We start from the raw sequence: 26,969 nt of genomic DNA on the forward strand, positions 1-26,969 counted from the left end.
TTGAAGAAATTATTAGAAGTATTACGTAAAGCAGGTTTCGACGGTTTCCTGTTAATGATAGGAACCATGATCCTGCTGGCTTATTTTTTGCCAAAGCTAGGCATGATTAAAGAACCTGTTTCGCTGGAGGATATTGCCAATGTAGGCGTATCGTTTATTTTCTTGTTTTATGGTTTGCGACTGAGTGTTGAGAAACTAAAAGCCGGACTGGCTAACTGGAAAATGCACATTGTCGTTCAGTTGACAACCTTTTTGTTTTTTCCGCTCATTGTTTTGGCATTTCGTCCGTTGTTTATCGACACTGACTTCGAGTTGCTTTGGTTAGGTGTATTTTTTCTGGCAGCTTTACCGTCCACAGTTTCCTCTTCCGTGGTTATGGTTTCTATCGCCAAAGGAAACATTCCCGCAGCCATTTTTAATGCGAGCATTTCCAGTTTGATTGGAGTAGTCGTTACTCCGCTTTGGGTTGGGCTGTTCATAGCTTCTGCAACAGGCGATTTTGATGTTACTGATGTTTTTTTTAAATTGATTTTTCAAGTCTTGTTGCCTGTCATTGTTGGCATCTGCCTCAACTCGCGTTTTGGTACCATTGCCGAAAAATATAAGAAACAGCTCAAATATTTCGATCAGGCAGTCATCCTTACCATCATTTATACGTCGTTTTGTAAGTCATTTTCCGAACATCTTTTCGAAGGTTTCACTGCCCTTGAACTTGTTGTACTCGCCACAGGAATGATGGTTTTGTTTTTTGCCGTATTCCTTTGTGTGGGACTAGTCAGTCGTTTGCTTGGTTTTTCAGATGAAGATCGTATTACGGTCTTATTTTGCGGATCTAAAAAGTCATTGGTACACGGCACCGTTATGTCAAAAGTACTCTTTCAGCACAGTACCATTACCGGCATCGTATTGTTGCCGCTTATGATTTATCACGCTATGCAATTGATTGCCGCTAGTATCATTGCTCAAGGTATGGCTCGACGAAAAGAAGTATAATTTTTGTTTATGTCATTGAAGTAAGTGTTTTCTAGGGTTATAGTCCGTATAGTCACTTCGTAAACGCTATGGACTAAGCTCCATTTTCTAATTAATACATTGGGACTAAATAGCCAATTCTTTGCGTATAATTGCTGCTCCTGCGCTTAAAGCATTTAACTTACCTCTAGCTACGTTTCGAGCTAACGGAGCCATACCACAGTTTGTAGAAGGGTAAAGATTTTCGATATTTACAAACTCCAGCGCTTTGCGTAGGGTAGTGGCTACTTCTTCGGGGGTTTCAATAGCATTAGTTGCCACATCAATTGCGCCGACCATTACTTTTTTACCACGAACAAGTTCCATTAAATTATAAGGTACATTTGAGTTATGACATTCTAATGACACAATATCAATTTTAGATTTTTGAATTTTCGGAAAAATTCCTTCGTATTGACGCCACTCTGAACCCAATGTCTTTTTCCAATCAGTATTGGCTTGTATTCCGTAACCGTAACAAATATGTATAGCAGTTTCGCACTTTAAACCTTCAATGGCTCTTTCCAATACTGCCATTCCCCAATCGTTTACTTCATCAAAGAATACATTAAATGCAGGTTCATCAAACTGAATAATATCTACCCCTGCATCTTGAAGTTCTCTTGCTTCTTCATTGAGCGCTTTTGCAAATTCCCAGGCCAATTTTTCTCGGCTTTTGTAATGGTCATCGTATAAGGTATCTACCATGGTCATCGGACCTGGCAATGCCCATTTTATAGGCTTATTAGTCTGTTTACGTAAAAATTTTGCATCCTCAACAAAAACTGATTGCTGACGAGCCACTTCACCTACAACAACAGGAACACTTGCATCATAACGATCCCGAATTTTTACAATCTTACGATTTTCGAAATCTACACCGCTTAAATGCTCGATAAAAGTCGTCACAAAATGCTGACGTGTTTGTTCACCATCACTAATTATATCAACCCCGGCCAATTGTTGTTCTTGCAAAGAAATGCGCAAAGCATCTTGTTTTCCTTCAAGCAGCTGATCGCCATCTAATTTCCAAGGTGACCAAAGTTTTTCAGGTGGTGCAAGCCAGGCAGGTTTGGGTAAACTTCCAACAATTGAGGTGGGTAATACTAATTTATTCATAGTAAAATAATTTTAATGTGTTGTTATATTAATTAAAGAGCGAAATTGGCAGACCATTGTTCCAGAAGACTTTTGTAAGGGGTAATGAAATGCTCTTCAGCATATTTACCCTGTTCAGCTGCCAATTGGCTGCGCTCTTCGCGGTCATAAACCACGCGAGTCAGTGAATAATCTTCGTGTTTAAGACTAGGTTGATAGATTTTTCCAGCCACTGAATTTGCATTGTAAATTTCAGGGCGATAAATTTTCTGGAAAGTCTCCATCGTGCTGATGGAGCTGATGAGTCCAAGATCCGTATAATCAGCAAGTAGATCTCCGGAATGATAAAAAGCCATGGGTGCCACACTATTCGGAGGCATAAAAAAACGAACTTTTAAGCCCATTTTTGAGAAATATTCATCAGTGAGTGAATACTGATCCTGTAGATACTCAAAACCCAGAACCGGATGCTGATACGCAGTGCGAGTATATCTTTTGTTGCTCGATACACTTAAACAAATGATCGGTGACATCTTAAAGTGCTCTTTATAAGTGGCTGAATTTACAAAACACTTATAAAGTTTACCGTGCAAATCACCAAAATTTTCAGGAATAGAAAAATTAGATCTATTTTTATTGTGCTCGATCAATAAAACACTAAAATCATAATCACGAACATAAGAAGAGAAATTATTTCCGGCAATACCTTCGATACGCTGGTTAGTTTTGTGGTCAAAAATATTCGTTTTTAAAACTTCAATCATCGGCATCTTGTCAATTATATTCTTATCATCAATATGCATCGTTACTGTGATGATTTCAAGTTCTACAAGGTAACGATCTGCTTTTGGGTTATCCAAATAAGCCAAGGCATTGAATCGATTGTTAATCATGTTTATGGCGTTACGTAAGTTTTGTTGGCGATTAGCTCCTCTAGCCAAGTTTGCAAAATTGGTTGTCAGACGCGTTTTACTTGATGGGTTATAGTTTTCATCTAAACAAGTGCGCTGCAATGTAAATGCAAAATCATTCTTGATTGTATTCTGCGTGTTTTCAATATCTTGCTTTTCGTTTAATAGTGTTTCTTCTCTTTTGTATGTATTCATTTAATGAGAGTGTTTGGTTTTTTTACCTTACAAAGGTTAAAATAAAAGATTAATAATTTTAATTAATATTTTAAATAAGGTAATTGTTCTTTTTTTGTTTAATTATGAAGATAATTAATCTTTTTGCGGATGTAATCATAAAAAAAACAGATAATTATTCTTTAGAGCGCTTAGATGTGATTGATTTGGAGTTATCTCAGTTTTTCCACAAAAAACTATTTTAGAATAGTAACAACTCCACTTTGCAGTGAAACTCATTTTAATGCCTACAACAGGGACACAAGCTAAACTGGACGGATCAAAAAAACAATGAGGGATTTGGGATTTGTAATAATGTCATATCACGGACATAACTTTATGCTTATTGTAAAAATAACAGGAGAAATTAATCCTGAAACAGGCTTTGTTATGGATTTGAAAGTTTTAGGTAATATAATTAGAGAAGAAAATGAAGCTCATTTTGACCATAAGAACCTAACATTGATAGTTCAGAATTTAAAAAAAAAACTATAGTTTCTACAGAAAATAGTGCATGGGTAATTTATAGAATTTTATAACCTTTAATTACCAAAGAACTTCAATTGTCTATTACTCCTTTTGAAGCCTATATAAATTATGTAGAAGTTGTTGAGGGATCTTTTTTTTAAAGCGTCAAATAATTAACGCAATAATGTTGCGATATATGATTAATATTATATATTTGCAACATAATTGCAATAACAAAAAAAATGAAAAAACTCCCGGTTACGGTATTATCAGGTTTTCTTGGCGCAGGTAAAACCACTTTGCTTAACCATATTTTGCATAACAAAGACGGACTAAAAGTTGCTGTGATTGTAAATGACATGAGTGAGGTGAATGTAGATGCTCGTTTGATAAAAGACGAAATGACACTTTCTCGAACAGAAGAGAAACTCGTTGAAATGAGCAACGGTTGCATTTGTTGTACGCTTCGTGAGGATTTGATGCTCGAAGTAGAAAAATTAGCCAAAGAAAATCGTTTTGATTATTTATTAATCGAAAGTACAGGAATTAGTGAACCCATTCCAGTAGCGCAGACGTTTACGTTTGTGAATGAGGATGAAAATATTGATTTGTCTCGCTTCAGCTATATCGATACTATGGTAACGGTGGTTGATGCGTTCAACTTTTTCAAAGACTTTGGCTCTGCCCAAACCCTGGAAGATATCAAAGCTACCAATATCGAAAATGATACACGAACAATAGTGAATTTGTTGGTCGATCAGGTGGAGTTTGCCAACGTGATTGTGTTGAATAAAACTGATTTGGTTACTCCAAAACAACTCGAAATTTTGAAAGCCTCCATTCAAAAGTTGAATCCCGTGGCAAGAATCATAACATCGACTATGGGAAAAATAGCGCCCCATGAAATTCTGTATACTGGTTTGTTCAATTTTGAAGAAGCCGAAACATCAGCGGGTTGGATGCAAGAATTAGAAGGCATTCACACGCCAGAGACCGAGGAATACGGGATTTCGTCTTTCGTTTTTAGAGACCCACGTCCTTTTCATCCCTATCGTTTTTGGGAATGGATGACCAATCGTTTTCCGCAAAGCATTATTCGTAGTAAAGGATTGTTTTGGATGGCTTCTCGACCGGATCAAGCCATCAATTGGAGTCAAGCGGGTGGTTCTCTTAAAGCCGAAGGTGCTGGAGTTTGGTGGGCGAGTATGCCTTTGAGCGAGCGCATGACGTTTTCAAATTTTGTCGAATTTCAAGAGGTTATTGAAGAACGATGGACTCGAGCCTATGGAGACCGTTTGAATGAGTTGGTTTTTATAGGAATAGGTCTGAATGAAGTTGAAATTCGTCAAGAATTAGACAGTTGTCTGTGTACTCCCGATGAAATTATGGATTTGCAAGATGGTTTTTTCTCCAACAAAGACCCTTTTCCAATTCCAAGAACTGCAACAAGTAGTTCGCCTACAGCTATTTTTAACGAAAATCTGAATTAAATGAATAAGAATACAAAACGTTTTTTGAGACAAGCATTTGCTTTTTTAAGTAGTGTTCTTTTGGTAGGCTGTACTACTGATGATCCAATTGTGCCCGTAAATGAAGTTGAATTTATAACAACAGTACGCTTAGTTTTTACTCCTGAAAATGGCGGAAAGAATGTGGTTTTAGAATTCAAAGATTTAGATGGAGAAGGGGCTAACGCACCAATTGTAACCGTGAGCAGTGCTTTTGAAAAGGCAAAAACCTATAATGGAGTAATAACATTTAAAAATGAGTTGGTCAATCCCGCCATAGACATCACGCGCGAGATTGTGCAAGAAGCGCTGGAGCACCAAATGTTTTATCAAACCACCGGCAATTTGAATCCGTTGACTTATGCAACTACTCAATCAAATCTTGATACAAAAGGAAAGCCGCTGGGTCTGCATTCTGTTTTTAAAACAACAGGGTCAGCAACTGGTGTACTTCGGGTTACACTGAAACATGGTCCCAATAAAGGTGCTCCCAATGTAGCCAATGGCGATATAACCAATGCTGGAGGAGCCACAGACGCTCAAGTCGATTTTAATATAACTGTCGAATAATCAACCTTAACCTATTTTAAATAATCAATTGTAATGAAAATTAATGTATTTCGCTTTTTATTTGTTGTGGCCTTGTCCTTTTTTGCTCAATCTTGTTCAGACGACGATAGCTCTGATAACATAGATGAAACCTTAACAGAATACAAACATTTACGTATTCTAGTTTCTGATGAAACGAGCAAAGCTTTGACTTTGGTCAATCCTTTTTTAAATACCACTACTTCTTTTGAAGCTAAATTTCCTAAGTCGGCATTGTACACAACCGAGTCGGGTCGTTTTGTGGGTATCATTCACAGAGAAAATGACTTGACAGAAACTTTTGATACTGGTCTTGAGTTTCATGGTGACCATGTTGATATCAAAGGAACTCCAAAGTTTGGAGCATTAACAGGAGTTGCTTCAAAACCGACCCATTTCAAAAGCAACTATGGCGAAATCTTAACTTTTAATGATGGAGATGGCACATTGGCCGTAGGGAGTGAATCAGAAATTCATACTAACGGTGCCAAAATGAAAATTATTAATGCAGGTCTAAAAGCACATCATGGGGCAATGGCCGTTTTCTCCAATGGAAGCTACGTTATCACCGAGAAAGATAATTCTATCCCTGGAGTTTTGCCAGAACGTGTTAAAGTTATAGATAAAACAGGAAAAGAGCTTTTTGCATCAAGCATTGCTACTAAAGGAATTCATGGAAATGCGTCAGATGGTGATTATGCTGTTTTTGGTTCTTCAAGTGGGATTCTTGTAGTAGATAGTAAAGGGCAACAATTTCTTGTTCCTCATCCTGATGGTTTTGGAACAGCTTGGTTTGGAACAATTTTAGAAACAGCAACCAAAGGAAATTTTGTAGGCTACACAGCTGCAAAAGGAGCTTATCTCATCAATGTATTGAATAAAACAGTAAAACCTATTTTTGAGAGTACAGATATTATGCAGTGCAAAGTGAGCTACGATACTAAGAAGCTTGGCATCTTGTTGCACTCGGGTAATTTTATTGCTTATGATCTTGCTACTTTAGCGGTTGCTATTTCCGAGAGAAACCTAATTCCAGCTACAAATAAAGCTTCCACTCAAAAACCTCAAATGGAGTTTACACAACGTTTCGTTTACATCACAGCTCCTACCACAGGGGAACTGCAAATCTTTAGCACAAAAAACAGCGCAACCACCAAAAAAATAAAAATCTCTAATACGCCTTATCGTCTATCCATTGTTGGCTTTGAGAATAGCGGAGATCATTAAAATCATAATTTATTCTTTGTTGTAAATCCTGAATGTTTGGTTAATTTTTGGGTGAACAGACGGCTCAATTTTATTGAGCCGTTTTTTTTAAGATATTATAAAATTATTTTTTAGATTTGTCTAAAATATTATTTACTCTAATGAAATTATTATATAGCTACTTGTTTTTCTTTTCGTTAACTGTTGCTTTGGCACAAGAAAAAGCTACCCTTCGCGGACAAGTCACCTCCGAAAATCAACCCGTACCACAAGCGCAAGTTGAAATCGTAGGCACTGCTTTTGGAACTCAAACGGATAGTTTGGGCTTTTTTGAAATTCCTCAATTGCCGCTACAACGCTACACGCTTCGCGTTGCTGCTATCGGAATCAAAACACATACGCAGTCCATCAGCGGTACAGATTTTAAGCATTTACTAAAAATAAATGTGGTGACCAATGAACAACTGCTCGACGAAGTAGTGGTTTCGGGTACGATGAAAGCCGTTCGCCGTTTAGAAAATCCCGTGCCAGTAGAAATCATTTCGACTACTTTTTTGAAACAAAATCCCACCGCTTCAGTTTTTGAAGGCTTGCAAAACGTCAACGGTTTGCGTCCACAGAACAATTGTAATGTTTGCAACACGGGCGATATTCGCATCAATGGGTTGGATGGCCCTTACACAATGGTGACTATCGATGGAATGCCGATAGTGAGTGCTTTGGGAACGGTGTATGGTTTGTCTGGAATTCCGAATGCGATGATTGACAAAATCGAAATCATCAAAGGCGCTGCTTCTAGTTTGTATGGGAGCGAGGCGGTAGGCGGACTCATCAATATCATTACCAAAAAACCACAAAACGCTCCTCAATTTACTGCCGATTTGATGACCACTTCTTGGTTAGAAAACAGCCTCGATTTAGGCTATCGTACCAATATTGGTAAAAATGCCAATGCCCTTTTTGGACTCAGCACGTTTTATAATGACTATGCTGTCGATAATAATGGCGACAATTTTACGGATATTTCCTTGCAGAAAAGAGTTTCATTCTTTAGCCGTTGGCATTTTGAGCGCCGTTCCAAAAAAGAAATGAGCCTAGTTGCTCGTTATTTGTATGAAGACCGTTGGGGTGGCGAAATGCATTGGAATTCCAACTTCCGCGGAGGCGATCAAGTCTATGGCGAAAGTATTTATACATCACGCTACGAAATCTTAGGCAAGTACCAATTGCCTTTGGATGAAAAAATGAGCCTGCAATTTTCGATGGTGGGCCACGACCAAAACTCGGTGTATGGTACTTCCGTTTTTTTGGCGAACCAAAAAATTGCGTTTGGGCAATACCTTTGGGACAAAGAGCTCAAAAATCATTCGCTTTTGTTCGGTGCGGGTGCGCGCTTTACTTGGTATAACGACAACACGCCCGCTACGGCGACTTCCTTCCAAACCGCTATTTATTGTGGGTTTATCCAAGACGATATCCAACTTTCTAAGAAAACGGGTTTGCTGCTAGGCGCGCGATACGATTACCACCAAGCGCACGGTTCGATTGTCACGCCTCGTCTCGCCTTGAAATGGAAACCCACCGCCACCGATATTTTACGACTCAATTTAGGAACGGGATTCCGAGTGGTGAATTTGTTTACCGAAGACCATCAAGCGCTTTCGGGTGCTCGAGAAGTTTTCCTCAAAGGCAATCTAGACCCCGAAACTTCGTATACCGCCAACCTGAATTACCTCAAAAAATTTGATACCAACACCGCGGGCGTGCTCACGCTCGAAGCTTCGACTTGGTACACCCATTTTAAAAACCGCATCATTGCCGACTATGATACGAATCCCAACCAAATCATTTATGCCAATCTTGATGGTTTTTCTAGAATTTTCGGCAGTAGTATTTCCTTGGATTGGGTCAGTCCGTTTGGGGTGAAAGGCACTTTGGGCGGCAGTTATTTCAATCCGTTGACCGAGCAAGAAGGCCGTCGTTTTGTGCCTTTATTTACCGAAAAAGTCAGCCTGTCTTGGGCCTTGAGCTACGAAATCCCCAATTGGTTCTTGAGTTTGGATTATACAGGGAGTTATACTGGCAGTATGCGTTTGCCCTTGTTGTCCCCCCTCGATCCGCGTCGCGAGTATTCCTTGCCGTACAGTATTCAAAACATCCAAATCACCTACAAGAAATTCCACAACGTGGAGTTGTTTGGCGGAGTCAAAAACCTCCTGAATTGGACACCCAATCGCGGCAATCCTTTCTTAATTGCACGTGCGAATGACCCTTTCGACAAGCAAGTCACCTTCGATAGTAATGGCATCGCTCAACCCACTCCCGACAATCCCTATGCACTCACTTTCGACCCGACCTATGCCTACGGACCCAACCAAGGCATTCGCGCTTTTATAGGTTTGCGATGGCATTTGGATTAATGTTTAGGAGCTAATCCTGCTGTCCACTATATCTGTGTCTCCGAACCCCGGAGCCACAGGATGCCGTTCCCATCAGGGCTAGGAACGTTAGCACTAGAAAATTCCAATTTTTAAGTACTAAATTCCAAATCCAAAAAAGCGTCACTCTGAGCGCAGTCGAAGGGCAAATTCCAATGATTGCGGGTACTGCTCCCCTCTAGAGAGGGGCTGGGGGTGTGTTTTTTAAATTCCAATCATGTGACTTTGAAATTAAGCTTCTCATACTCCCAAAACAACAAACAGAATTGAAGTTTTTGTAGTGAAAATTGTATATATTTGAGAAATAAAGTCTCATTCTTGTAATGACCGATCTACTAGTAACTAGCCATTTCCACGAAGAATAGGAATAAAAATAATATTCACTATGATTAAAATATATGTCGATTGGAATATAATGTCAGGAATGAGAAATAATCATTTCCAAGAATTACATTCAATACTTACTGTTAAGGATAAGTTTCTATGTTTATATTCGACAGCTCATATTGGAGATATTTATCGTAGTTATTCTGAAGACAAAGAACAGCAATCAGAAATAAACCAAGATTTAGAATTCATAACGAAATTCACAAATGATTTTTGTTTGTTCAATGATGGAAAAAATATAATTCTACAACAATTTGACCCAAAAGAATTACTTGAAACAAGAATCAGTGAATCAAATATTTTCTCTGACTTAAGCATTGACAATCTATTCCAAAATGAGTCAAATGATCCAATATTAAATAAGTTATTTGAATCTTTAAAGACTATGTTAAAATCTTTAAATCTAGATCCTGTACTTGCCGAAGCTTTTAAAAATCCTGAATCTGCAAAAATATTAAATGATATTTTTTCAGGGCTAAAAGATGATTTAACAATGAATGGTTTTTTCAATAGTTTTAGTGAAATGAATTATAACCTTAACGAACAAGAAACTTATAAAGATTTAAGACAAATAGTTCAGAAAATAGGAATTAATAGTGGATATTTTAATGCTAATAAGAATCCTTTTGATTTAATTGATAATTCATATAAACAGAAAGGGATAGAAAGTTTTAAAGCTGATGAATATTTTCCTAAAGAGAAAAATGCACCAGAGTGGTTTGATATGGTTGTCAATGATTATCTTTATCTTGATATGCACGGCTATAAAGCTGACAAAGTAAAAGTATCTGAAAAGGAAAAAAATACATTTACTAATACCACTGATGATGCGTCACATACTGCTTTTGCTTCGATTTGTAGTTTTTATCTAACCAATGACGATAAAAACTACCTTAAAACAAAAGCTGTCTATGAAAAACTTGCCATTAATACAAAAGTTTTAAAACCTGCTGAATTTATTGATTATTATAACACATATTTGAATTATAACTCATTAACTGAACATTTCAAATCTTTATTCGAAATCTTCACGAAATCAATCTTCCACCCTATTAATGATGATGATGGAAATTATTTTGGAAAGATTGCTTATCCAAAAGAATACTTCTTTAATTTTTTCAATAAAATATGGGTTCCAACTAACACAGAAAATTATTTTTATTTTAGCTTAAGCACATTTCCAACTAATCCAAAAAAAACATATACTGCATTTAAAGAAATCGAAACGTTAGTAAAAATATTTTTTGAAATTCTAGGTCCTGATAAAGATCAATTAGGGTTATTTGAGATTTCGGAAATGCAGAATGAAGTCTGGGAAGGTAGACATTGGTTCTCAAATATTGGCGAAATAAAGCTCGTTAGAATAAATGGTTGGCTTCAATTATACTATAACAATGAGCAAATAAAAAAAGAGATGGAAAAAAGAAACGGCTAGTAACACACGTAGCTTTCGCACAACTCTCTATAAAAACTAAACTTTCAAAATAGCTATAAAAAAACAACCTCGTTTAAGGATATTTAAGCGAGGTTTATTTTTGGTTGTAGTCCTTAAAAATAGGTTTCTTTAGTTATAGATGGTAGTTTTTAGTAAAGTTGGTTTGACTATTTTTGGGATGACAATAAGCGGAGATTATTTTACAGATCGATGTTAGTTGCTAATGTATGACGACACATTTATTGAAGCATTTTAGATAGTGAAATTTAACGATTAAAATATACATGACAATCCAAATTATTGAAACAGAACCAACAGATATTGAGGTGATTCCTTTAATAGAAGAATTATCAGCAGAACTTGGAAAACGGTTTGGTGATACAGGTAAAAATTCATTTCAAGAATGGGATGGACAAAGTACTAAATCGGTTTTTGTAAAAGCAAGTTTGACAAACGAAGTTGTTGGTTGTGGTGCTATTAGGCCGATTTCGAGTGATATAGCAGAAGTGAAAAGAATGTTTTCAAAGTATAGTAGAAAAGGTATTGGAGGAAAAGTATTAGATTACCTTGAGGATAAAGCAAAAGCATTAGAGTACAAAGAAATTTGGTTAGAAACGAGAAGATTAAATCAAGAAGCCTGTGCTTTTTATTTAAAAAAAGGATACAAAGAAATACCCAATTATGGAAAATACGTTGGTAACGAAAAAGCAATATGTTTCGGAAAATTAATTTCAAACCTAAAAAACGACGAAGAGCAGTTTGTATGAATGTTTGTCTTGAGCTTAATTTAAAGTTAGTTTTGTATTCAAAACTCATCGCTTAATCAAAAGTTTCCTCCACAAACTGTCATAGCAAACTTCTTCAGGATTAAAAAAATAAATATCAACAATGAAATTACACTACAACACCCAAGATGAAACCCTAGTCATTCAAGACGGATTGAAAAATCACCATTTTTTACTGAAACTTTTGATGATTTTGAATTTACTCAACTCCGTTTTGAATGTCTCGACTATTAGTATAAGCAGTATCGGTTTTATGCAATTGGTTTGGCTTTTTCTGGGGTTGGTGTCGATAGTGGTGTTGTATAATTTGATGGTGAAAAATACGACTTCAGAAAAAATTCATGTTAGCTCAATCAAAGGGTTAAAGGAATATTCCTTTTTTGGAAAAAAACGGTTGGCGATTGTACTAAATAATGGAAAAAAACGCGACTTGGTTGAAGTGAAAACACCAGAAGAATTCAAAGAAGCGCGTAAAATAATGAAGCAAGTTGGAGTTAAGGATTTATAAATCTAGTTCGATTCCTGTTTTTCAAATAATTCAATAGGAATGGGCTTTAGCCCATTCAATAATATTAGTTCAGTAAAGGGCTTTAGCCAAAATCTATGGTAGGTTTGGCTAAAGCCTCTACATCTTCATAATTGTATCCTCTCGCTAAAGCGAGAGGCAATTGATTTTCGTGCAATCAATTAAAAAATCATTACTTTATTGCTGAGATAGTAGGTGAAGCAAACTATTTCTTTGTAAAAATTCAATTGGAATGGGCTTTAGCCCATTCTTTACAATGAGTTTCACATTAGGCTTTAGCCAAAATCTATAGTAGTTTTGGCTAAAGTCTCTCTATCTTTATAATTATATCCTATCGCTAAATATAGATGCAATTGATTGTTTTGTAGTTGTTTAACTTTTTTTTATGATCTGAAAACTAAACGCTCTTGTTTAGCCCTGATGGGAGCGGCATCCTTGCTTGACGGTGTTCGGCAAGCAAGATATAGCGGACAGCAGGACGACTCGTGTGGTGAGCACGTTGGTGGTGCTCCTGAAACTAATGCAAAAAAGCATTCGTTTTTTCGGGATAAAAGTTATTTTTACGGCTCAAATGAGTAAGGTATGATTTTAAAAACAGCTAGTTTCGCAGATTTAGAGGCGGTTTGGGATATTTTACAAGCGGCGATTGCACAACGCAAAGAAGACGGTAGCACACAATGGCAAGATGGTTATCCGAATTCGAAAACGGTGGTCGATGATTTTGCGAAAGGATACTCCTATGTATTAGTCGAAAATGAGGTGGTTGTGGCTTATGCGGCCATCATTTTTGGCGAGGAACCGACCTACAACGACCTGCAAGGCGAGTGGTTGAGTCATTCGGATTATGTGGTTGTGCATCGTGTGGCTACGGCACCTGAGTATAAAGGAAAAGGAATTGCCACGCTTTTATTTGAGAAAATTGAAGCGTTGAGTATCTCGAAAAATGTGTTTAGCATTAAAGTAGATACTAATTTCGATAACTTTCCGATGTTGAAAATTCTCAAAAAATTAGGTTACACCTATTGTGGTGAAATTGTGGTTCGTGGCGCTCCTAGAAAGGCCTTTGAGAAGTTATTGAAATAGCGTAAAACTAGATATAGAAAGTCCAGCAATCATCTGTGGTTGCTGGACTTTTTGGTTTTAATTATAAATCATTTTATAGTTGATTTCCTCAGGAGCTAACAAACGAGCCCGATGGCTAAAATCGACTAAAATTTTGAGTTCTTCTAATTCATAGCGATTGAGCAAAATAATGAAGTTGTTTTGCAAGGTTGGAATCGGAATTTTCTTTTCATAAATCGAGTTTTCATATTCTTTTTCCCAATAATCACTGTCGATGGAGTTGAGGTACACCCTAAAACGATCAAATTCGGTCGTGTCAAAATTGAAGGTTAAATTATTAAATGACAAATTATACAACGCGCTGTGTTGACAAAAAAACAGCAATCCGTTGTTGGTTCTATTCAAAATTTGTAGAGTGCACATACGCTTCCTGAATTAAGATTTTACAAAGGCAGTAATGATTTTTGAGATTTCTTCTTGTGTAGGATCGGGTTTTAAGTCGAATAACACACTAAATAACGATTTTTTATTTACCTTTTTTTCTAAAGTAAGGTCTTTGTTTTTGCCATATACTTTAGCCCATTCGTTGCGAACTTTTTCCCATAACCCTTTGTTTTTGGTCCAATACTTTTGAGCCAACTGGCATCTTTCGTTAGGTACTTTGGTATAAATATCCATTCCTTTTTCTTGTGCCAAAAGTACATCAGCAGCACCATCGGTACGGATCACTTTGTCGTTGTCTTGTTCGTGAATCCATCCTTTAGCTGTTATTTCGTGAATGTTTCTTCTTTTTAAAACATTGTAATCGTTACGAATCGTATGTTCGCGTCTTGGTAACGGGGCATCGGTCACGTTTTTCCAAGAAGTAATTCCGTCTACTGTGGCCCAACTTGCGGTACCTTCATAACGCGGACTATCATCTACTTGATATACTTTTTGAGTCCACTGTCCTTTGACAGCAGCGGGAGTTAGTTTTTTGTATTTCCAAGTTAATTCTTTATCAAAAGTCAATAAATCGGTGTTTTCATACAGCCAATCTTGTCTCCAGTGTTTTACGATATCTTCTTCTTTATCGCCTGTAATTAACAGGTGTTGCAACACCAATTTGTTGGGCGTGTTTTCTACTAATTCTATCCATTCCAAAGCCGTTTCATGTTTGGTTTTAGAGGGTTTGTAAGTGGTCGTGTCTTTGGGATACTCGAAAGTTTCGGTAAAATTAAATTGTACTTCATAACATCCACACATCGATTGTATGGCTTTGATGTCTTCTTTTTGTTTGGCGGTTTGTCCAAAGCTAAGGTTTACGGTAAGTGCCAATACACTCCAAGCTAGAATTGATTTTGTTTTCATTATTGTATTAAAAAAGGTTAAAAATTAATTACCGCAAATCTATAATATTTATTTAGAATAAATAAAAATAATTATATATTTGCCTCAAAATAATTAAGAACTATTCTAAATAATGAAAAACCATCTGACGCTACTTGTCCTTTTAACAGCGCTTTATGTTGCATCTGCGCAGCAAAAACCAAGCGATTCATTGCAAGTAAATGCTTTGCAAGAAATAGTGGTTACGGGGCAAATGGAACCGCAATCTTTAAAAAAATCGGTTTTCAATGTACGGGTTATTAGTGCTAAAGACATTCAAAACTTAGCTGCAAATACTTTGGCAGATGTCTTGAACCAATACTTAAACATTACACTAAGACCTAGTGGGACTGATGGACGTTCTACGGTTTCGTTATTTGGTTTAGATGGACAATATTTTAAAATTTTGGTAGACAATATTCCTTTGGTCGGTGAATCCGGGTTGGGTAACAATGCGGATTTATCTCAAATTAACCTCGATGATGTGCAACAAATTGAGATTATTGAAGGATCGATGGGCGTAACGCATGGCGCCAATGCGGTGAGTGGCGTATTGAATATTATTACTAAAAAAGCGGCTAAAACCAAATGGAATTTGAGAGCCACACTGCAAGAAGAAACGGTACAAAACGAATATGCGTGGATGGATAAAGGCCGACACATTCAGGGATTATCTTTTTCATTCGCGCCAAAAGGAGGATGGTTTTTTAATGCGGCCATCAATCGCAATGATTTTCAGGGGTTTTTGAATGATAAAAAAGGAAAGTTTTATTTTGAAAACGATGGCACTCGCGGCTATCGTTGGCTGCCAAAAGAACAACTGACCACTTCGACTACCTTGGGCTATCAAAAAAATCAATTTCGGTTTTTTTATAAATTCCAATTCCTAAACGAACAAATCGATTTTTATAACTCCTCGGTTCAATCGGCCTATAACCCAGAATTGGGCGCCTATCGCTATGCTTTGGACCAACGTTTTTTGACCCATCGCAACTTTCATCATTTGTCAGTTTCAGGAAATGGAGCGGATAGAATGAATTATACCGTTTCGCTTTCTTATCAAAAACAACAGCGTGATGTAGAAAGCTTCCGCTATTTATTGTACAATCTAACCGAACAAGACGTAACCTCTCAAAAAGACCAAGCTACAGAAGTACTTTATTCAACCGGAACGTGGAGTAATTTTTTTAAAAGTCAAAAACTAGACCTTCAATTAGGGTATGAAATTTCGCGAAATTTAGGTTTTGCATTGATTCAAGAAAGTAATAATCTACTGGTTCCGATTTCAAAACGATTGAATAACTATGACTTTTTTGTGGGTTCGGAACTTAAATGTACTCCTAGTTTTTCCCTTCGTCCCGGATTTCGATATTCTATACAATCTCTTTTTGAGAATCAATATGCCGCTTCCTTGGGTGTGCGATATTTGTTGAAAAATGAGGTAGAATGGCGTGCATCGGTAGGTCAATCTTTCCGAACACCATCGTTTGAAGAACTTTATGTGAAACAAATATTTGACGGACATCATTTTACGGGGAATGAAAATTTAATTCCCGAAACGAGTACTTCGTTTGAAATGAGTTGGAAGAAAAACTTCACAATTCACAACACGGCTCAGTTGGCGAGTACTTTAACAGGGAGTTTTCTTCAGGTGAAAGATAGAATCGATATGGCTTTGGCACAATACAACCCCACAACTGGAAATCCAGAATACGAATACATCAACATTAACACCTATAAAATGTGGAATGTAGCCACGACCAATCAATTCAAAAGCAACAATTTTGTAGGGACTTTTGGAGCGGCTTTGGTAGGGATTGCTCAACAATTGGATAATAATGCGTTTCGTGCGGATGATCGCTTTTTGTATTCTTTTAGTTGGAACACCAGTCTTTCTTATACCCTTCCGCAATGGCAAACGGTTTTTTCGGCGTATTACAAATACAATGGCAAAACCCAACAGTTTATAGCAACTTCCTCAGAATATGTTATTTCAGACATTGGCGAAAGTCATTGGTTGGACGCCACCGTTCAAAGGAAATTTTTCAATGCTACCCTTGAGACGACCTTCGGAGCCAGAAACATTTTGAATATTACCAATATCAATCAAACGCGAACTGCTGATGGTGCAGGCCATGCCGCTTCCAATCAGATCATGCTGGCTTATGGCCGCTCTTTTTTTCTAAAAGTAACTTATAACCTTAATCTTTAATATAATTCAAAGTACCATGAAAAAACAATTGCTTATCGTATCATTTGCTCTTTTAGCGGTAACGTCTTGCTCAAGCGATGACGTGGCTCCTGTTCCAACACCAGAAATCCCTTCTTTAGGTGCAGTCTTGCAGCCTGCCGTGGGCGGACATCATCAACCCAATCAAGTATATGTGGATTTGAGCGCCAATAAAGCCGAAGCCATCAATAGAAGCTCTTGGGATTTTGGATTTTACTCTGGGACTTCTTTCCGTGTAGTATTGAATGGCGCGGTCAAAATGGCGGTCAAAAAATTAGAAACTAACGATATTACTTTGCCTCAAACGATGGATGCGGCGGTAGCTGTTGGTGGCGGAACTGTTTTGGCTAGTAATGGTTTTGTAGACCATCCAACCGGTGTTTTGGAAGGAGCTGGAGCGGGATTGGGTACGGCTATTGCCGAAATTTCAGCCACAGATGCGGATAATAAAGTCTATTTGGTCAATCTAGGATTTGCGATCGCTACAACTGCGCCTGCTGTTGGATCTGTAAGTTTGGATGGCGAAGCGAGAGGCTGGAAAAAAATCAGAATTCTGAGAAATGGAAACGGCTACAAAATTCAATATGCAGACTTAAACGCTACAACATTTACAGAAAAAACCATTGCCAAAGACGACACGTTTAATTTCACTTTCTTTAGTTTAAAAGAAGGAAAAACGGTGACTGTAGAGCCTCAAAAAACCAAATGGGATTTGAATTTCACCCCTTTCACCAACTATTTGCCCACAGGAGCGGGAGAGGTAACCTATGGCTATTCTGATTTTATTGTAACCAATAGAATGGCAGGTACGCAAGCTTACCAAGTGCTAGTGGCCGATGGTGGTACTTATGCGGATTTTACGCGTGCAAAAGTAGTGGATGCTAATTTTAAACCTTCCAAAACCGATCAAAGAAGTATTGGAGCCAACTGGAGAAGTGGTGGTGGGCCAACATCATTACCAAGTGTAAGAACCGATCGTTTTTATGTAGTGAAAGATGCCGCTGGTACTTATTACAAAATACGTTTTCTATCCATAAGCAATGAAGCGGGTGTTCGTGGTAATCCCACTTTTGAATATAAAAAATTAGAGTAAACACAAGCTATAAGTGTCTAAAATTGTAGTTACGTTTTTTTTATTGTGTAGTTGTTAGTCAAAAGGTTGCTTCGGCAGCCTTTTGTGTTTTGGATAAGTCCTCCCGAGCCAAAGGATTTCCGCTATCATCAAGGATTAGAACGTTAGCATTAGAGAATTTCAATTTTTAAATACCAAATTCCAAAAGTGTCACCCTGAGCACAGTCGAAGGGCAAATTCCAAATTTTATGGGCGCTGCTCCCCTCTTGAGAGGGGCTGGGGGTGTGTTTTTGTCGAATGACTTCCCAATAATTCCTCAGCCATCCAAAACGACATGATAACGACAACAAACCATTGAGTAGCGAAAGTTTTGTAATTAAAATTGTATATATTTGAGGAAATAAAGCCGTACTCTTGTAAGACCTATCTACTAGTTAGTGGCTAGCTTAACCAAACTAAATATGACATTAGAAAATATAATTGAAATATGTGTAGCAATTGATATTGCAATTTTAGGTATTGCCTATCCAATTATCGTTGATAAGATTTCAAATATAGGAGATAAATATTCATCTGAATATTTATCTGTATTATTTAATAATGATTTTCCACAAAAGACTTTTTCTCAAAAAATAAGGAAACAAAAATTCGAAATTTCAATTTTCAAACTAACTTTATTCCTTACAATTATAACTTTCTTTTTTCTAATTTTTAAGCAAGATCCATTTTTTGGTTGGGACAATTGGTTTATAAATAATTCAGCTAAATTAATTGTTTTAGTATTCACTTCTTTTCTAACGATTTTCTTCTTTATATGGCTAGATAAAGTAGTTTTATATAATGGTAAATCAACTTCTCTTTTAAAATACATCATTTCAAAATATGAATCATTAAAAGAAAATGATGAAATAAAACCTTATTATTTAAAATCGATAAATGAACTAACATTTTACGCAATAGAGAAACAAGATGAACATTTGCAAGAAACTTTATTAGAATTTTATTATCAAGAGTTTAAAAAAATTAGAAAAAATCACGACAAATCAAAACCATTAGTTTATCCAATTGATTTATATTTTTTGGTCAACAAGTTAAACGACGAACTTTCAAATAGTCAAAATAGAAAGCTTCTAGCAATTGAACATAGAGCCGTAAGTGGTGTTTGGTTGCTAGGAGAAGATTTTGAAAGCATTGCGATTTCAGAAGAAACATACAATTGGTTATGGAGAAATCTATATACGATTTGTGATAATGATAAATTTATAAAAATGTATTGGGCTAACACCAATCAGTATTTTGACTACCGTCTAAAATATATTCAAGCTGATTATAATTTTGAGGAGAAAAGAATAATAAATAATGAAGAAATAATAAAAAGAGATGAAGAAAGAGAAACATTTTTAGAGTTTCATTATGCATTAGGTGGTTTGCTTTTATATCGTGAGAGATATAAAACTTTAAAATATTTATTTGAATATTCACAGTCATTACCTCCAAAATATGTTTTATTGCCTGAATCAATGACAACAATTTTTAAATGGTTTGAAAACTTTAGAAATGAATTCAAAAATCGCAAAACTCCGATTGATTTAAAATATTATTTTCCAGAATTAGATAATTTAGGAAACAGAAGACAAGTCAACTATTGGATTTGTTCCTATATATCAATTTTATTTATAAGACAATATTCTTTAAATACATACTATACTTTTCAAGACTTTATTTCATTACCTAATTTACCAGATAATATAATTGAATTAAATAATTGGCTTGATACTGTTTCTTTTTTTGAAAAATGCTTAAAGGATACATTAGAAAATGATGAATTAATTAAAGCTCTTAACTTCGAAAAAATAGTAGTAGATAATAATGCAAATTTCGAGAAATTTATTACAGATTTAAAAAAATCAATTACTGATGAAATTGGCCAACAAAAGTTAGAAGCTCCTCTTTCTGAAGAGAAAATAAAAGCTTTTGAAACAAATGCAAATGCTATTATCACTGATGCATTTTCAAAATATGAGTCAATTTATAACACAGAACAACATAATGAAATTGATGATCGCTTAAAGTTAACTGTTAATGGCGGTATAACTTTAATGACCAAATCTGCATTTACCAATGGAGATATTCAACATATGTTTTATGACACAGTATTTGCAGAACAAATTGCAAAATATAATATTCAAAGATTTATCCCAAACTCTTTTTTAGTTTCAAAAACAAAAAGATACTTATTAAATAAAGACAACATAATTATTGGTCTTGAAAAATTAATTGGCAACAATGAAAATATAATTATTATAGGAATAAATGTACGTTATGATTTAAACGAAATTATTACTAAATCAAAATTCGCACCTGTTTTTGTAAAAATTCCTTCATACGAATCTAACCTTGAAGATGTATTATTTGTTTTAAATAAAATAGATTTGCCATTTATTGAGCATGATAAAATTCAAGAAAATGAAATTAAAAAATTTAAACTAAATAAAATAAATGAAGAATTAAATTTATATACTTCAGTTATTGATCTGAATATCCCAGAAAACAAAGAATTAAAAGACGAATGGAAATTGGAAGAAGAAGATAATAATCTTGATTTGAAAGTTCAAATTTCAATTGTTTTTTCAGCAATAATATATTGGAAAAAGCAAAGAGATATCATTCAGATAAATTTTGCTTCACAATATAAAGAACAAGGTATTCAAAGTGATTTAAATGAAATTGAACTTTTAAGAAATGATACTAAACAAAAAGCCAGCCACTAACAGCTACAACGGATTTGCGTATTTGGCTTAATGGAAAGATGGTTTTGCATTTGGGATGATTTGTCAAATCCGAAAATAGGGCTTGATTTAATCCCAAACCCGCTGTAGTGCCAGAACGTTAGTGGCAATTTTAACGAAACGACCATAAAATGACAAATCAACAAAATTTCACTTTTATAAAGACTGATAGAAAATTAATCAAATTAAGTTTTGACGACATTTTATTTGTAAAAGGATTGGGGAATTATGTTGAAATCTTTGTCAAGAACGACAAAAAGTATGTTTACTATAAAACCTTAAAAGATCTTGTTGACAAATTGCCTGATGAATTTATGAGGGTTCATAATTCAAACATCGTGAATTTGAAAAATGTAGAATATATAGAAGATAATCATTTAATTATTGGCGAACATAAAATCACAATAGCAAAAAGTTACAAAGATTGCCTGTTAAATAGTATTGACAAATTGCTACTCTAAATAAGAAATTTGATAGATTATATAAAATCCTAAACGAAGTAAATAACTTATTTTTTTTGACAAAATTATCTGAGTTGCTTTGTAAAAAAAGATTATGAAACAATTTTTATTTTACTTAACAGCAATGGCATTTATGACAACAGGGAATTTAAAAGCACAAGAGAAATCATTTGAGAATGATGCGAAAACAATTGACGCATTAATGAAAGCAAGTTATGAGGTTGTTTCAGGCGAAAAAGGAGCAAAAAGGCAATGGGAAAGAGACAATTATTTGCACCATCAAAAAGCAGTTTATTCTTATTTTGATAGAAAAAAGCAAGAACAAGTAACTATGACATTGCAAGAATTTCATAAAGAAACTGATGAAATGGTTTTCAGCACAGCTTTTTATGAAAGTGAAGTTAATAGAGAAGTTAGAGTTTTTGGAAATATTGCACACATTTGGAGTACTTATGAAACACGATTAGAAAAAGATGGGAAAGTTGAAAGAAGAGGAATAAATAGCATTCAGCTAATTTTTGACAACAATCGTTGGTACATTATCTCTTGGATATTTAGTGGAGAAACAGATAAAAATATGATTCCGAAAACATTTGACAGAAATTAAAAAACAGCCACTAACACACGCTACAAGCAAGCTGGGCAATTGGCTAAATGAAAAGTTGGTTTTGTATTTGTGATGTTTAGTCATAATCGAAAAATAAATCATACTTTATCCCGAAACCCGCTGTAGTAGAAGTACGCTAGAGGGTAACTTAAAAAAAAAATTAACTCATGAAAAAATTTACTTTAATATTACTTGGATTTGTTTTACAATGCTTAGGAATTACTTTTATGTTATACGGCCTTAATAATAATCGTTTTTTATTATGGACGGGATTATCAATAGTGTTTATTGGATTTGCACTAATAATTGTAGGAGTAATTTTAAATAAAAATAAAACTAAATAATTTGCATTCAACATTTCCCCAAAAAGTGTGTAATTTGATTTTAAAGCTAATTTTTTAGGTATTTGTTGAAAAAAAAAAATTAAACATATCAATTTTCAAGACTATTTTGGTAGTAGTCATCACTTTTTCTTTGTGTTTATTAACATACTATTTTACTTTGTTTTGGGTCGAGGTGATACCTGTTTTTTGGTGGTTGGCAGTTCTTTTATTCCAATAAAAAAAACAAAGCATGTTTACTATGTCAATAGATTCATATCTGTACAATCAAAATAAACTAATACGACCAAATAGAGGTTAAAGAAAAAAGTTTATATAAAATGAAATTCAGAGAAAAACTCTTTCCTTTGCGTCACAAATAAAATTACAATACTTTGGAAAGTATAGAAAAGATAGAAATCACCGTTTTTATTGCATTATTTAATTCCGAAAACTATATTTCTGACACTATAAAAAGTGTACTGAATCAAACATTTACAAATTATGAAATATTGATTATTAATGATGCTTCTACAGATAATAGCGTTGCAATAGTTGAAAATTTCAATTCTAAACGAATACGATTAGTACACAATTCGGAAAATAAAGGAATTTGTTTTACTCGTCAACGAGGTGTTGAGGAAGCTAAAGGGAAATATATTGCCATTTTAGATGCTGATGATATTGCTGAAAAGAATAGGCTACAAATTCAATATGATTTTTTAGAGCAAAATCAAGAATTTGCAGTCTGTGGAACAAATACAAAGTTTATTGACGAAAACTCAAATCCTTTGCAAGATGAATTTATTGTCAATACTAACTATGATGAAATAAAACTAAAGTTACTATTTGCCAATCAATTTATTAATTCGTCAGTACTAATAAGAAAAAGTGCGATAGAAGAAATAGGGGGTTACAAAAGGCATGCCGCAGAAGATTATGATTTATTCGTAAGGTTAGCCAAAAAATTTAAAGTCGTGAATTTAGACCAGTATTTGGTAACTTATAGAATTCATAATAACGGAGATTCAAAAATCAGACAAAATAAATATATTGAAGCAGAGAAGGAAATTTTAAAGTATCAATATCAGAAATTAGGCATTGATGATATGTTAAATTACATACCGTATCTAATATTTACTCATAATTTTAATGAAATTAAGATTAATGACCTGAATCTTTTTTTTGAAAAAATATTGAAAAACAATAAGGAAAAACAGCTTTATGATGTTGCGCTTTTTAACAAGACATTTTTAGATTTATGGATTAAAATCGTAACCTCAAGAAAAAATCACAAGCAAGCTTTAAAGCTAGTACTTAATGAAAACTTTAACTTTTTTGACTTAACACTCAAACAAAAACGAAGATTGATAAAATTATTAATAAATCCATTCCGTTGGATGAAATTAAATCAGGAAAATTAATCCCAAAAAATCAACACTTTAAAACTAAAAGGAAAACACGACATCAAATTTTAACTAAGTAATGGTTGAAATTTGATGTCGTGTTTTAAGTCTGTTGGTTTCTTTTACAGAGACTTATACGTTAGCAGAGATGAATTCGTGGCGTAGGATTAAAAAATCTTTTCAATCCTTTCAATCAGTAGCAAAAAATCTTTTTAATAATAATGACAATATATATTTCTTGCTACTTATTGTGAACATTCTTTCAAATGTTTTAGATTTTTTTCGTTTTTAGATTTTAAAGATACCTTTCGAGTTGTTCGAAAACGAAACAAATAATAAAGAGGTTAATGCGTAAATAACGACTTTATTGATAGTTAAAAAACAATTTTGTTGTTGAATTTTAGTATTTATTTAATATTTCTTACTTTTCGTTCAAAATTTACGCAAATGAAAAAAATAGCCTTCCTAATTACTGCCTTGACCTTTAGTGTTTCTTGGGGCCAAAATGGTACTACTACCACGACGCCAACTTTGTTTCAAGAGTTGACTTTACAAAATGTTGGACCCACCGTGATGAGTGGACGCGTAGTAGATGTGGCGGTAAATCCTGAGAATCCTATCGAATTTTATGTAGCGTATGCCTCAGGTGGTTTGTGGTATTCGAATACGAATGGTTTGAGAATGGAACCTGTGATGGATACGGCACCTACACTAAATTGTGGTTCTCTCTTTGTGGACTGGAAATCAGGAATGATTCTGGTAGGTACAGGAGAAATCAATTCTTCGCGATCTTCTTATGCAGGGATAGGCTTGTTGCAATCCTTTGACAAAGGAAAGACCTGGAAAAATATTGGTTTGACCGACAGTCATCATATCAGTAAAATTTTGGTTAACCCCAAAAACAGCAATGAGATTATTGTTGGAGTGGCGGGACATTTATACACTAAAAACAAGGAAAGAGGCATTTTTAAAACGACCGATGGTGGCAAATCGTGGCAACAAGTGTTGTTCGTAAATGACGAAACCGGAGTGATTGATATGGCTGTGGCCGAAAATAATTTTGACGTACTATACGCCAGTGCTTGGCAGAAAGACAGAAAAGTACACAATTTCAATGGAAATGGAAAAGCTTCTGGTATTTACAAAAGTACCGATGCAGGATCGACTTGGCAGTTGATTTCTACCCCAGAAAGTGGCTTTCCTTCGGATGAATTTGTCGGACGTATCGGATTATCGGCTTTTACTTCAGACATCATTTATGCTGTGATGGATAATCAAAAAATGCGACCTTCGGCTAAAAAAGAAAAAGATCCCAACGATGAAGATCCAGAGGTAATTGGAGCTGAAGTTTTCAAATCCATCAACGGAGGGAAAACGTGGGTAAAAACCAATACGAGTTTTATTGATGATTTTTATTCTAGCTATGGCTATTATTTTGGCGACATCACGGTAGATCCTAAAAATCAAGAACGCATTTATATCACAGGTGTTCCGTTGTTGTTTTCAGATAATGGAGGAAAAACATTTCAAGCTATTGATGGCGATAATGTACACTCCGATCATCACGTAGTTTGGATCAATCCTAACAATCCGAATCATTTGGTTAACGGAAACGATGGTGGTTTGAATATTACCTATGATAATGGAAAATCGTGGCAGTTATGCAACAGTATTCCAGTGGGACAGTTCTATGCGGTGAATGTCGACGAACAAGAACCTTACAATATTTATGGTGGTTTGCAGGATAATGGTGTTTGGGTTGGGGCTAATAACTATAATGCCTCAATTCGTTGGCAACAAGAAGGGAAGTATCCGTATTCCAGATTAATGGGAGGAGATGGGATGCAAATCCAAATTGATAAGCGCAATCCAAATATCGTTTTTACAGGCTACCAATACGGAAGTTACTATCGCATCAATCGTGCGGATGAATCTCAAAGTAAATTCATTGCACCTAAATCTAAGAAGGAAGAAAAGCCATTGCGATACAATTGGCAATCGCCTATTTTATTATCTTCTCACAATCAAGACATTTTGTATTTAGGCTCTAATTTTTTACACCGTTCTATGAATCAAGGTGATACTTGGACGGCTATTTCACCCGATTTAACTCAAGGAGGTAAACAAGGAAATGTGGCTTTTGGAACCTTGATTACCATCAGCGAAAGTCATTTCGAGTTTGGAGTGTTGTACACCGGTAGCGATGATGGTTTAGTTCAATTTACTAATAACGGTGGAGCGAGTTGGAAAGTGATTTCTACTACTTTGCCACAAAACCTTTGGGTAAGTAGAGTAGTGGCTTCTATCCACAAAAAAGAACGCGTTTATGTAACGCTCAATGGGTACCGAAATGACGATTTTACAAGTTATGTGTATGTGTCAGAAGATGCAGGGCAAACTTGGAAAAGTATTGCAAACAATCTTCCTGCAAGTCCAGTCAATGTGATTTTAGAAGACAGCGTTTTGGATAGCGTGTTGTATGTAGGAACTGACAATGGCCTTTACATTTCTGTTGACGGTGGTACTTCTTGGCAAGATTTCTCAAACGGAATGCCTCCAGTGGCGGTGCACGATTTGGTGATTCAAAAGAAAGCCAAAGATTTAATTGTGGGGACACACGGTCGCTCGGTATATAAAGTGAGTTTGAAACAAGTCCAAGAATTGAAAAAAGAGGTTTTAGACAAAAGTCTTTATGTGTATGAAGTTAAAAGCACAACAAAATCCGAAAGATGGGGTTCGAAACGTGGCGCTTGGGGTGACGAGTTTATTCCAAAAAATGAACTTTGGTTTTATACCAATTCAGCTGGAAATGTAAGCGTTCAATTAGAAAATGCTTCTAAGGAAATAGTTTATTCAATCACTGTTGCCGCTCAAAAAGGATTGAACAAAGTGGTATATGATTTAGCAATCGACAAAGCTGCGGCCGACAAATGGATGGCAAAAGATAAAAAGCTAAAAATAATGCCTGCGAAAAACGGGAAGTATTATTTGCCAGTCGCTAAATATATTTGGAGCGTTGCTAAAGACAAAGAGAAAGCGACAACACCTTTCGAAATTGTAGCACCTAAATAAAGAGGTCT

Annotated in this window: 21 protein-coding genes; 17 read left to right on the plus strand and 4 right to left on the minus strand. The window is 35.3% G+C overall.

Annotated features, from left to right (window positions below):
* Window positions 1-993 (plus strand): bile acid:sodium symporter family protein, encoded by a 993-nt coding sequence (locus BXU11_RS02660; RefSeq protein WP_024980721.1) that lies wholly within the window; start codon window positions 1-3, stop codon window positions 991-993.
* A gap of 105 nt (window positions 994-1,098) precedes the next feature.
* Here BXU11_RS02660 and BXU11_RS02665 read toward each other — a convergent pair whose 3' ends face one another.
* Together BXU11_RS02665 and BXU11_RS02670 are read right to left on the minus strand one after the other, a co-directional pair.
* Window positions 1,099-2,130 carry a methionine synthase gene (locus tag BXU11_RS02665; RefSeq protein WP_078210924.1) on the minus strand — a complete coding sequence of 344 codons (1,032 nt, stop codon included), beginning with the start codon at window positions 2,128-2,130 and terminating at the stop codon, window positions 1,099-1,101.
* A 32-nt stretch (window positions 2,131-2,162) separates the two neighbouring features.
* Complete coding sequence (locus BXU11_RS02670) at window positions 2,163-3,215, minus strand: DUF1852 domain-containing protein (RefSeq protein ID WP_078210925.1); 1,053 nt, start codon at window positions 3,213-3,215, stop codon at window positions 2,163-2,165.
* A gap of 309 nt (window positions 3,216-3,524) precedes the next feature.
* Between BXU11_RS02670 and BXU11_RS18000 the strand changes: the two genes are divergently transcribed.
* The 9 genes from BXU11_RS18000 (at window position 3,525) to BXU11_RS02715 (ending at window position 13,657) form a co-directional block, all read left to right on the plus strand.
* Complete coding sequence (locus BXU11_RS18000) at window positions 3,525-3,728, plus strand: 6-carboxytetrahydropterin synthase (RefSeq protein WP_223253654.1); 204 nt, start codon at window positions 3,525-3,527, stop codon at window positions 3,726-3,728.
* Between the two features lie 215 nt (window positions 3,729-3,943).
* Window positions 3,944-5,191 carry a GTP-binding protein gene (locus BXU11_RS02680; protein ID WP_078210926.1) on the plus strand — a complete coding sequence of 416 codons (1,248 nt, stop codon included), beginning with the start codon at window positions 3,944-3,946 and terminating at the stop codon, window positions 5,189-5,191.
* Window positions 5,192-5,779, plus strand: a complete 588-nt coding sequence (locus BXU11_RS02685; RefSeq protein WP_024980725.1) for a hypothetical protein — start codon at window positions 5,192-5,194, stop codon at window positions 5,777-5,779. It abuts the gene before it with no gap.
* 33 nt (window positions 5,780-5,812) lie between these two features.
* Window positions 5,813-7,024, plus strand: a complete 1,212-nt coding sequence (locus BXU11_RS02690) for a hypothetical protein (protein ID WP_078210927.1) — start codon at window positions 5,813-5,815, stop codon at window positions 7,022-7,024.
* A 140-nt stretch (window positions 7,025-7,164) separates the two neighbouring features.
* Window positions 7,165-9,423: a TonB-dependent receptor gene (locus BXU11_RS02695; RefSeq protein ID WP_078210928.1), complete on the plus strand. Its 2,259-nt coding sequence runs from the start codon at window positions 7,165-7,167 to the stop codon at window positions 9,421-9,423.
* 403 nt (window positions 9,424-9,826) lie between these two features.
* Entirely contained in the window at window positions 9,827-11,263 is a 1,437-nt protein-coding gene (locus BXU11_RS02700) for a hypothetical protein (RefSeq protein ID WP_078210929.1), read from the plus strand.
* A 284-nt stretch (window positions 11,264-11,547) separates the two neighbouring features.
* Entirely contained in the window at window positions 11,548-12,030 is a 483-nt protein-coding gene (locus BXU11_RS02705) for a GNAT family N-acetyltransferase (protein ID WP_223253655.1), read from the plus strand.
* A gap of 121 nt (window positions 12,031-12,151) precedes the next feature.
* Complete coding sequence (locus tag BXU11_RS02710) at window positions 12,152-12,556, plus strand: hypothetical protein (RefSeq protein WP_078210930.1); 405 nt, start codon at window positions 12,152-12,154, stop codon at window positions 12,554-12,556.
* A 600-nt stretch (window positions 12,557-13,156) separates the two neighbouring features.
* Window positions 13,157-13,657, plus strand: coding sequence for a GNAT family N-acetyltransferase (locus tag BXU11_RS02715; RefSeq protein WP_024980731.1), 501 nt, complete (start codon window positions 13,157-13,159; stop codon window positions 13,655-13,657).
* A 57-nt stretch (window positions 13,658-13,714) separates the two neighbouring features.
* On the opposite strand, the gene BXU11_RS02720 is transcribed toward BXU11_RS02715, so the two are convergent.
* Together BXU11_RS02720 and BXU11_RS02725 are read right to left on the minus strand one after the other, a co-directional pair.
* Window positions 13,715-14,059 (minus strand): DUF6686 family protein, encoded by a 345-nt coding sequence (locus BXU11_RS02720; protein ID WP_024980732.1) that lies wholly within the window; start codon window positions 14,057-14,059, stop codon window positions 13,715-13,717.
* Between the two features lie 12 nt (window positions 14,060-14,071).
* Window positions 14,072-14,986 (minus strand): DUF6607 family protein, encoded by a 915-nt coding sequence (locus BXU11_RS02725; protein ID WP_078210931.1) that lies wholly within the window; start codon window positions 14,984-14,986, stop codon window positions 14,072-14,074.
* 112 nt (window positions 14,987-15,098) lie between these two features.
* Here BXU11_RS02725 and BXU11_RS02730 point away from each other — a divergent pair, with 112 nt between their 5' ends.
* From BXU11_RS02730 to BXU11_RS02760, 7 genes are all read left to right on the plus strand, one after another.
* Complete coding sequence (locus BXU11_RS02730) at window positions 15,099-17,216, plus strand: TonB-dependent siderophore receptor (RefSeq protein WP_078210932.1); 2,118 nt, start codon at window positions 15,099-15,101, stop codon at window positions 17,214-17,216.
* A 16-nt stretch (window positions 17,217-17,232) separates the two neighbouring features.
* Window positions 17,233-18,327, plus strand: a complete 1,095-nt coding sequence (locus tag BXU11_RS02735; protein WP_078210933.1) for an HmuY family protein — start codon at window positions 17,233-17,235, stop codon at window positions 18,325-18,327.
* 440 nt (window positions 18,328-18,767) lie between these two features.
* Window positions 18,768-21,077, plus strand: coding sequence for a hypothetical protein (locus BXU11_RS02740; protein ID WP_078210934.1), 2,310 nt, complete (start codon window positions 18,768-18,770; stop codon window positions 21,075-21,077).
* Between the two features lie 149 nt (window positions 21,078-21,226).
* Entirely contained in the window at window positions 21,227-21,556 is a 330-nt protein-coding gene (locus tag BXU11_RS02745) for a LytTR family DNA-binding domain-containing protein (RefSeq protein WP_078210935.1), read from the plus strand.
* Window positions 21,557-21,650: 94 nt separating this feature from the next.
* Window positions 21,651-22,163: a hypothetical protein gene (locus tag BXU11_RS02750; RefSeq protein ID WP_223253656.1), complete on the plus strand. Its 513-nt coding sequence runs from the start codon at window positions 21,651-21,653 to the stop codon at window positions 22,161-22,163.
* A gap of 715 nt (window positions 22,164-22,878) precedes the next feature.
* Entirely contained in the window at window positions 22,879-23,907 is a 1,029-nt protein-coding gene (locus BXU11_RS02755) for a glycosyltransferase family 2 protein (protein ID WP_078210936.1), read from the plus strand.
* Between the two features lie 429 nt (window positions 23,908-24,336).
* Window positions 24,337-26,961, plus strand: a complete 2,625-nt coding sequence (locus BXU11_RS02760; RefSeq protein ID WP_078210937.1) for a glycosyl hydrolase — start codon at window positions 24,337-24,339, stop codon at window positions 26,959-26,961.
* Window positions 26,962-26,969 lie beyond the last annotated feature (8 nt).

It is taken from the genome of Flavobacterium sp. LM5 (genome assembly GCF_002017945.1).
GTDB classification, from domain to species: domain Bacteria; phylum Bacteroidota; class Bacteroidia; order Flavobacteriales; family Flavobacteriaceae; genus Flavobacterium; species Flavobacterium succinicans.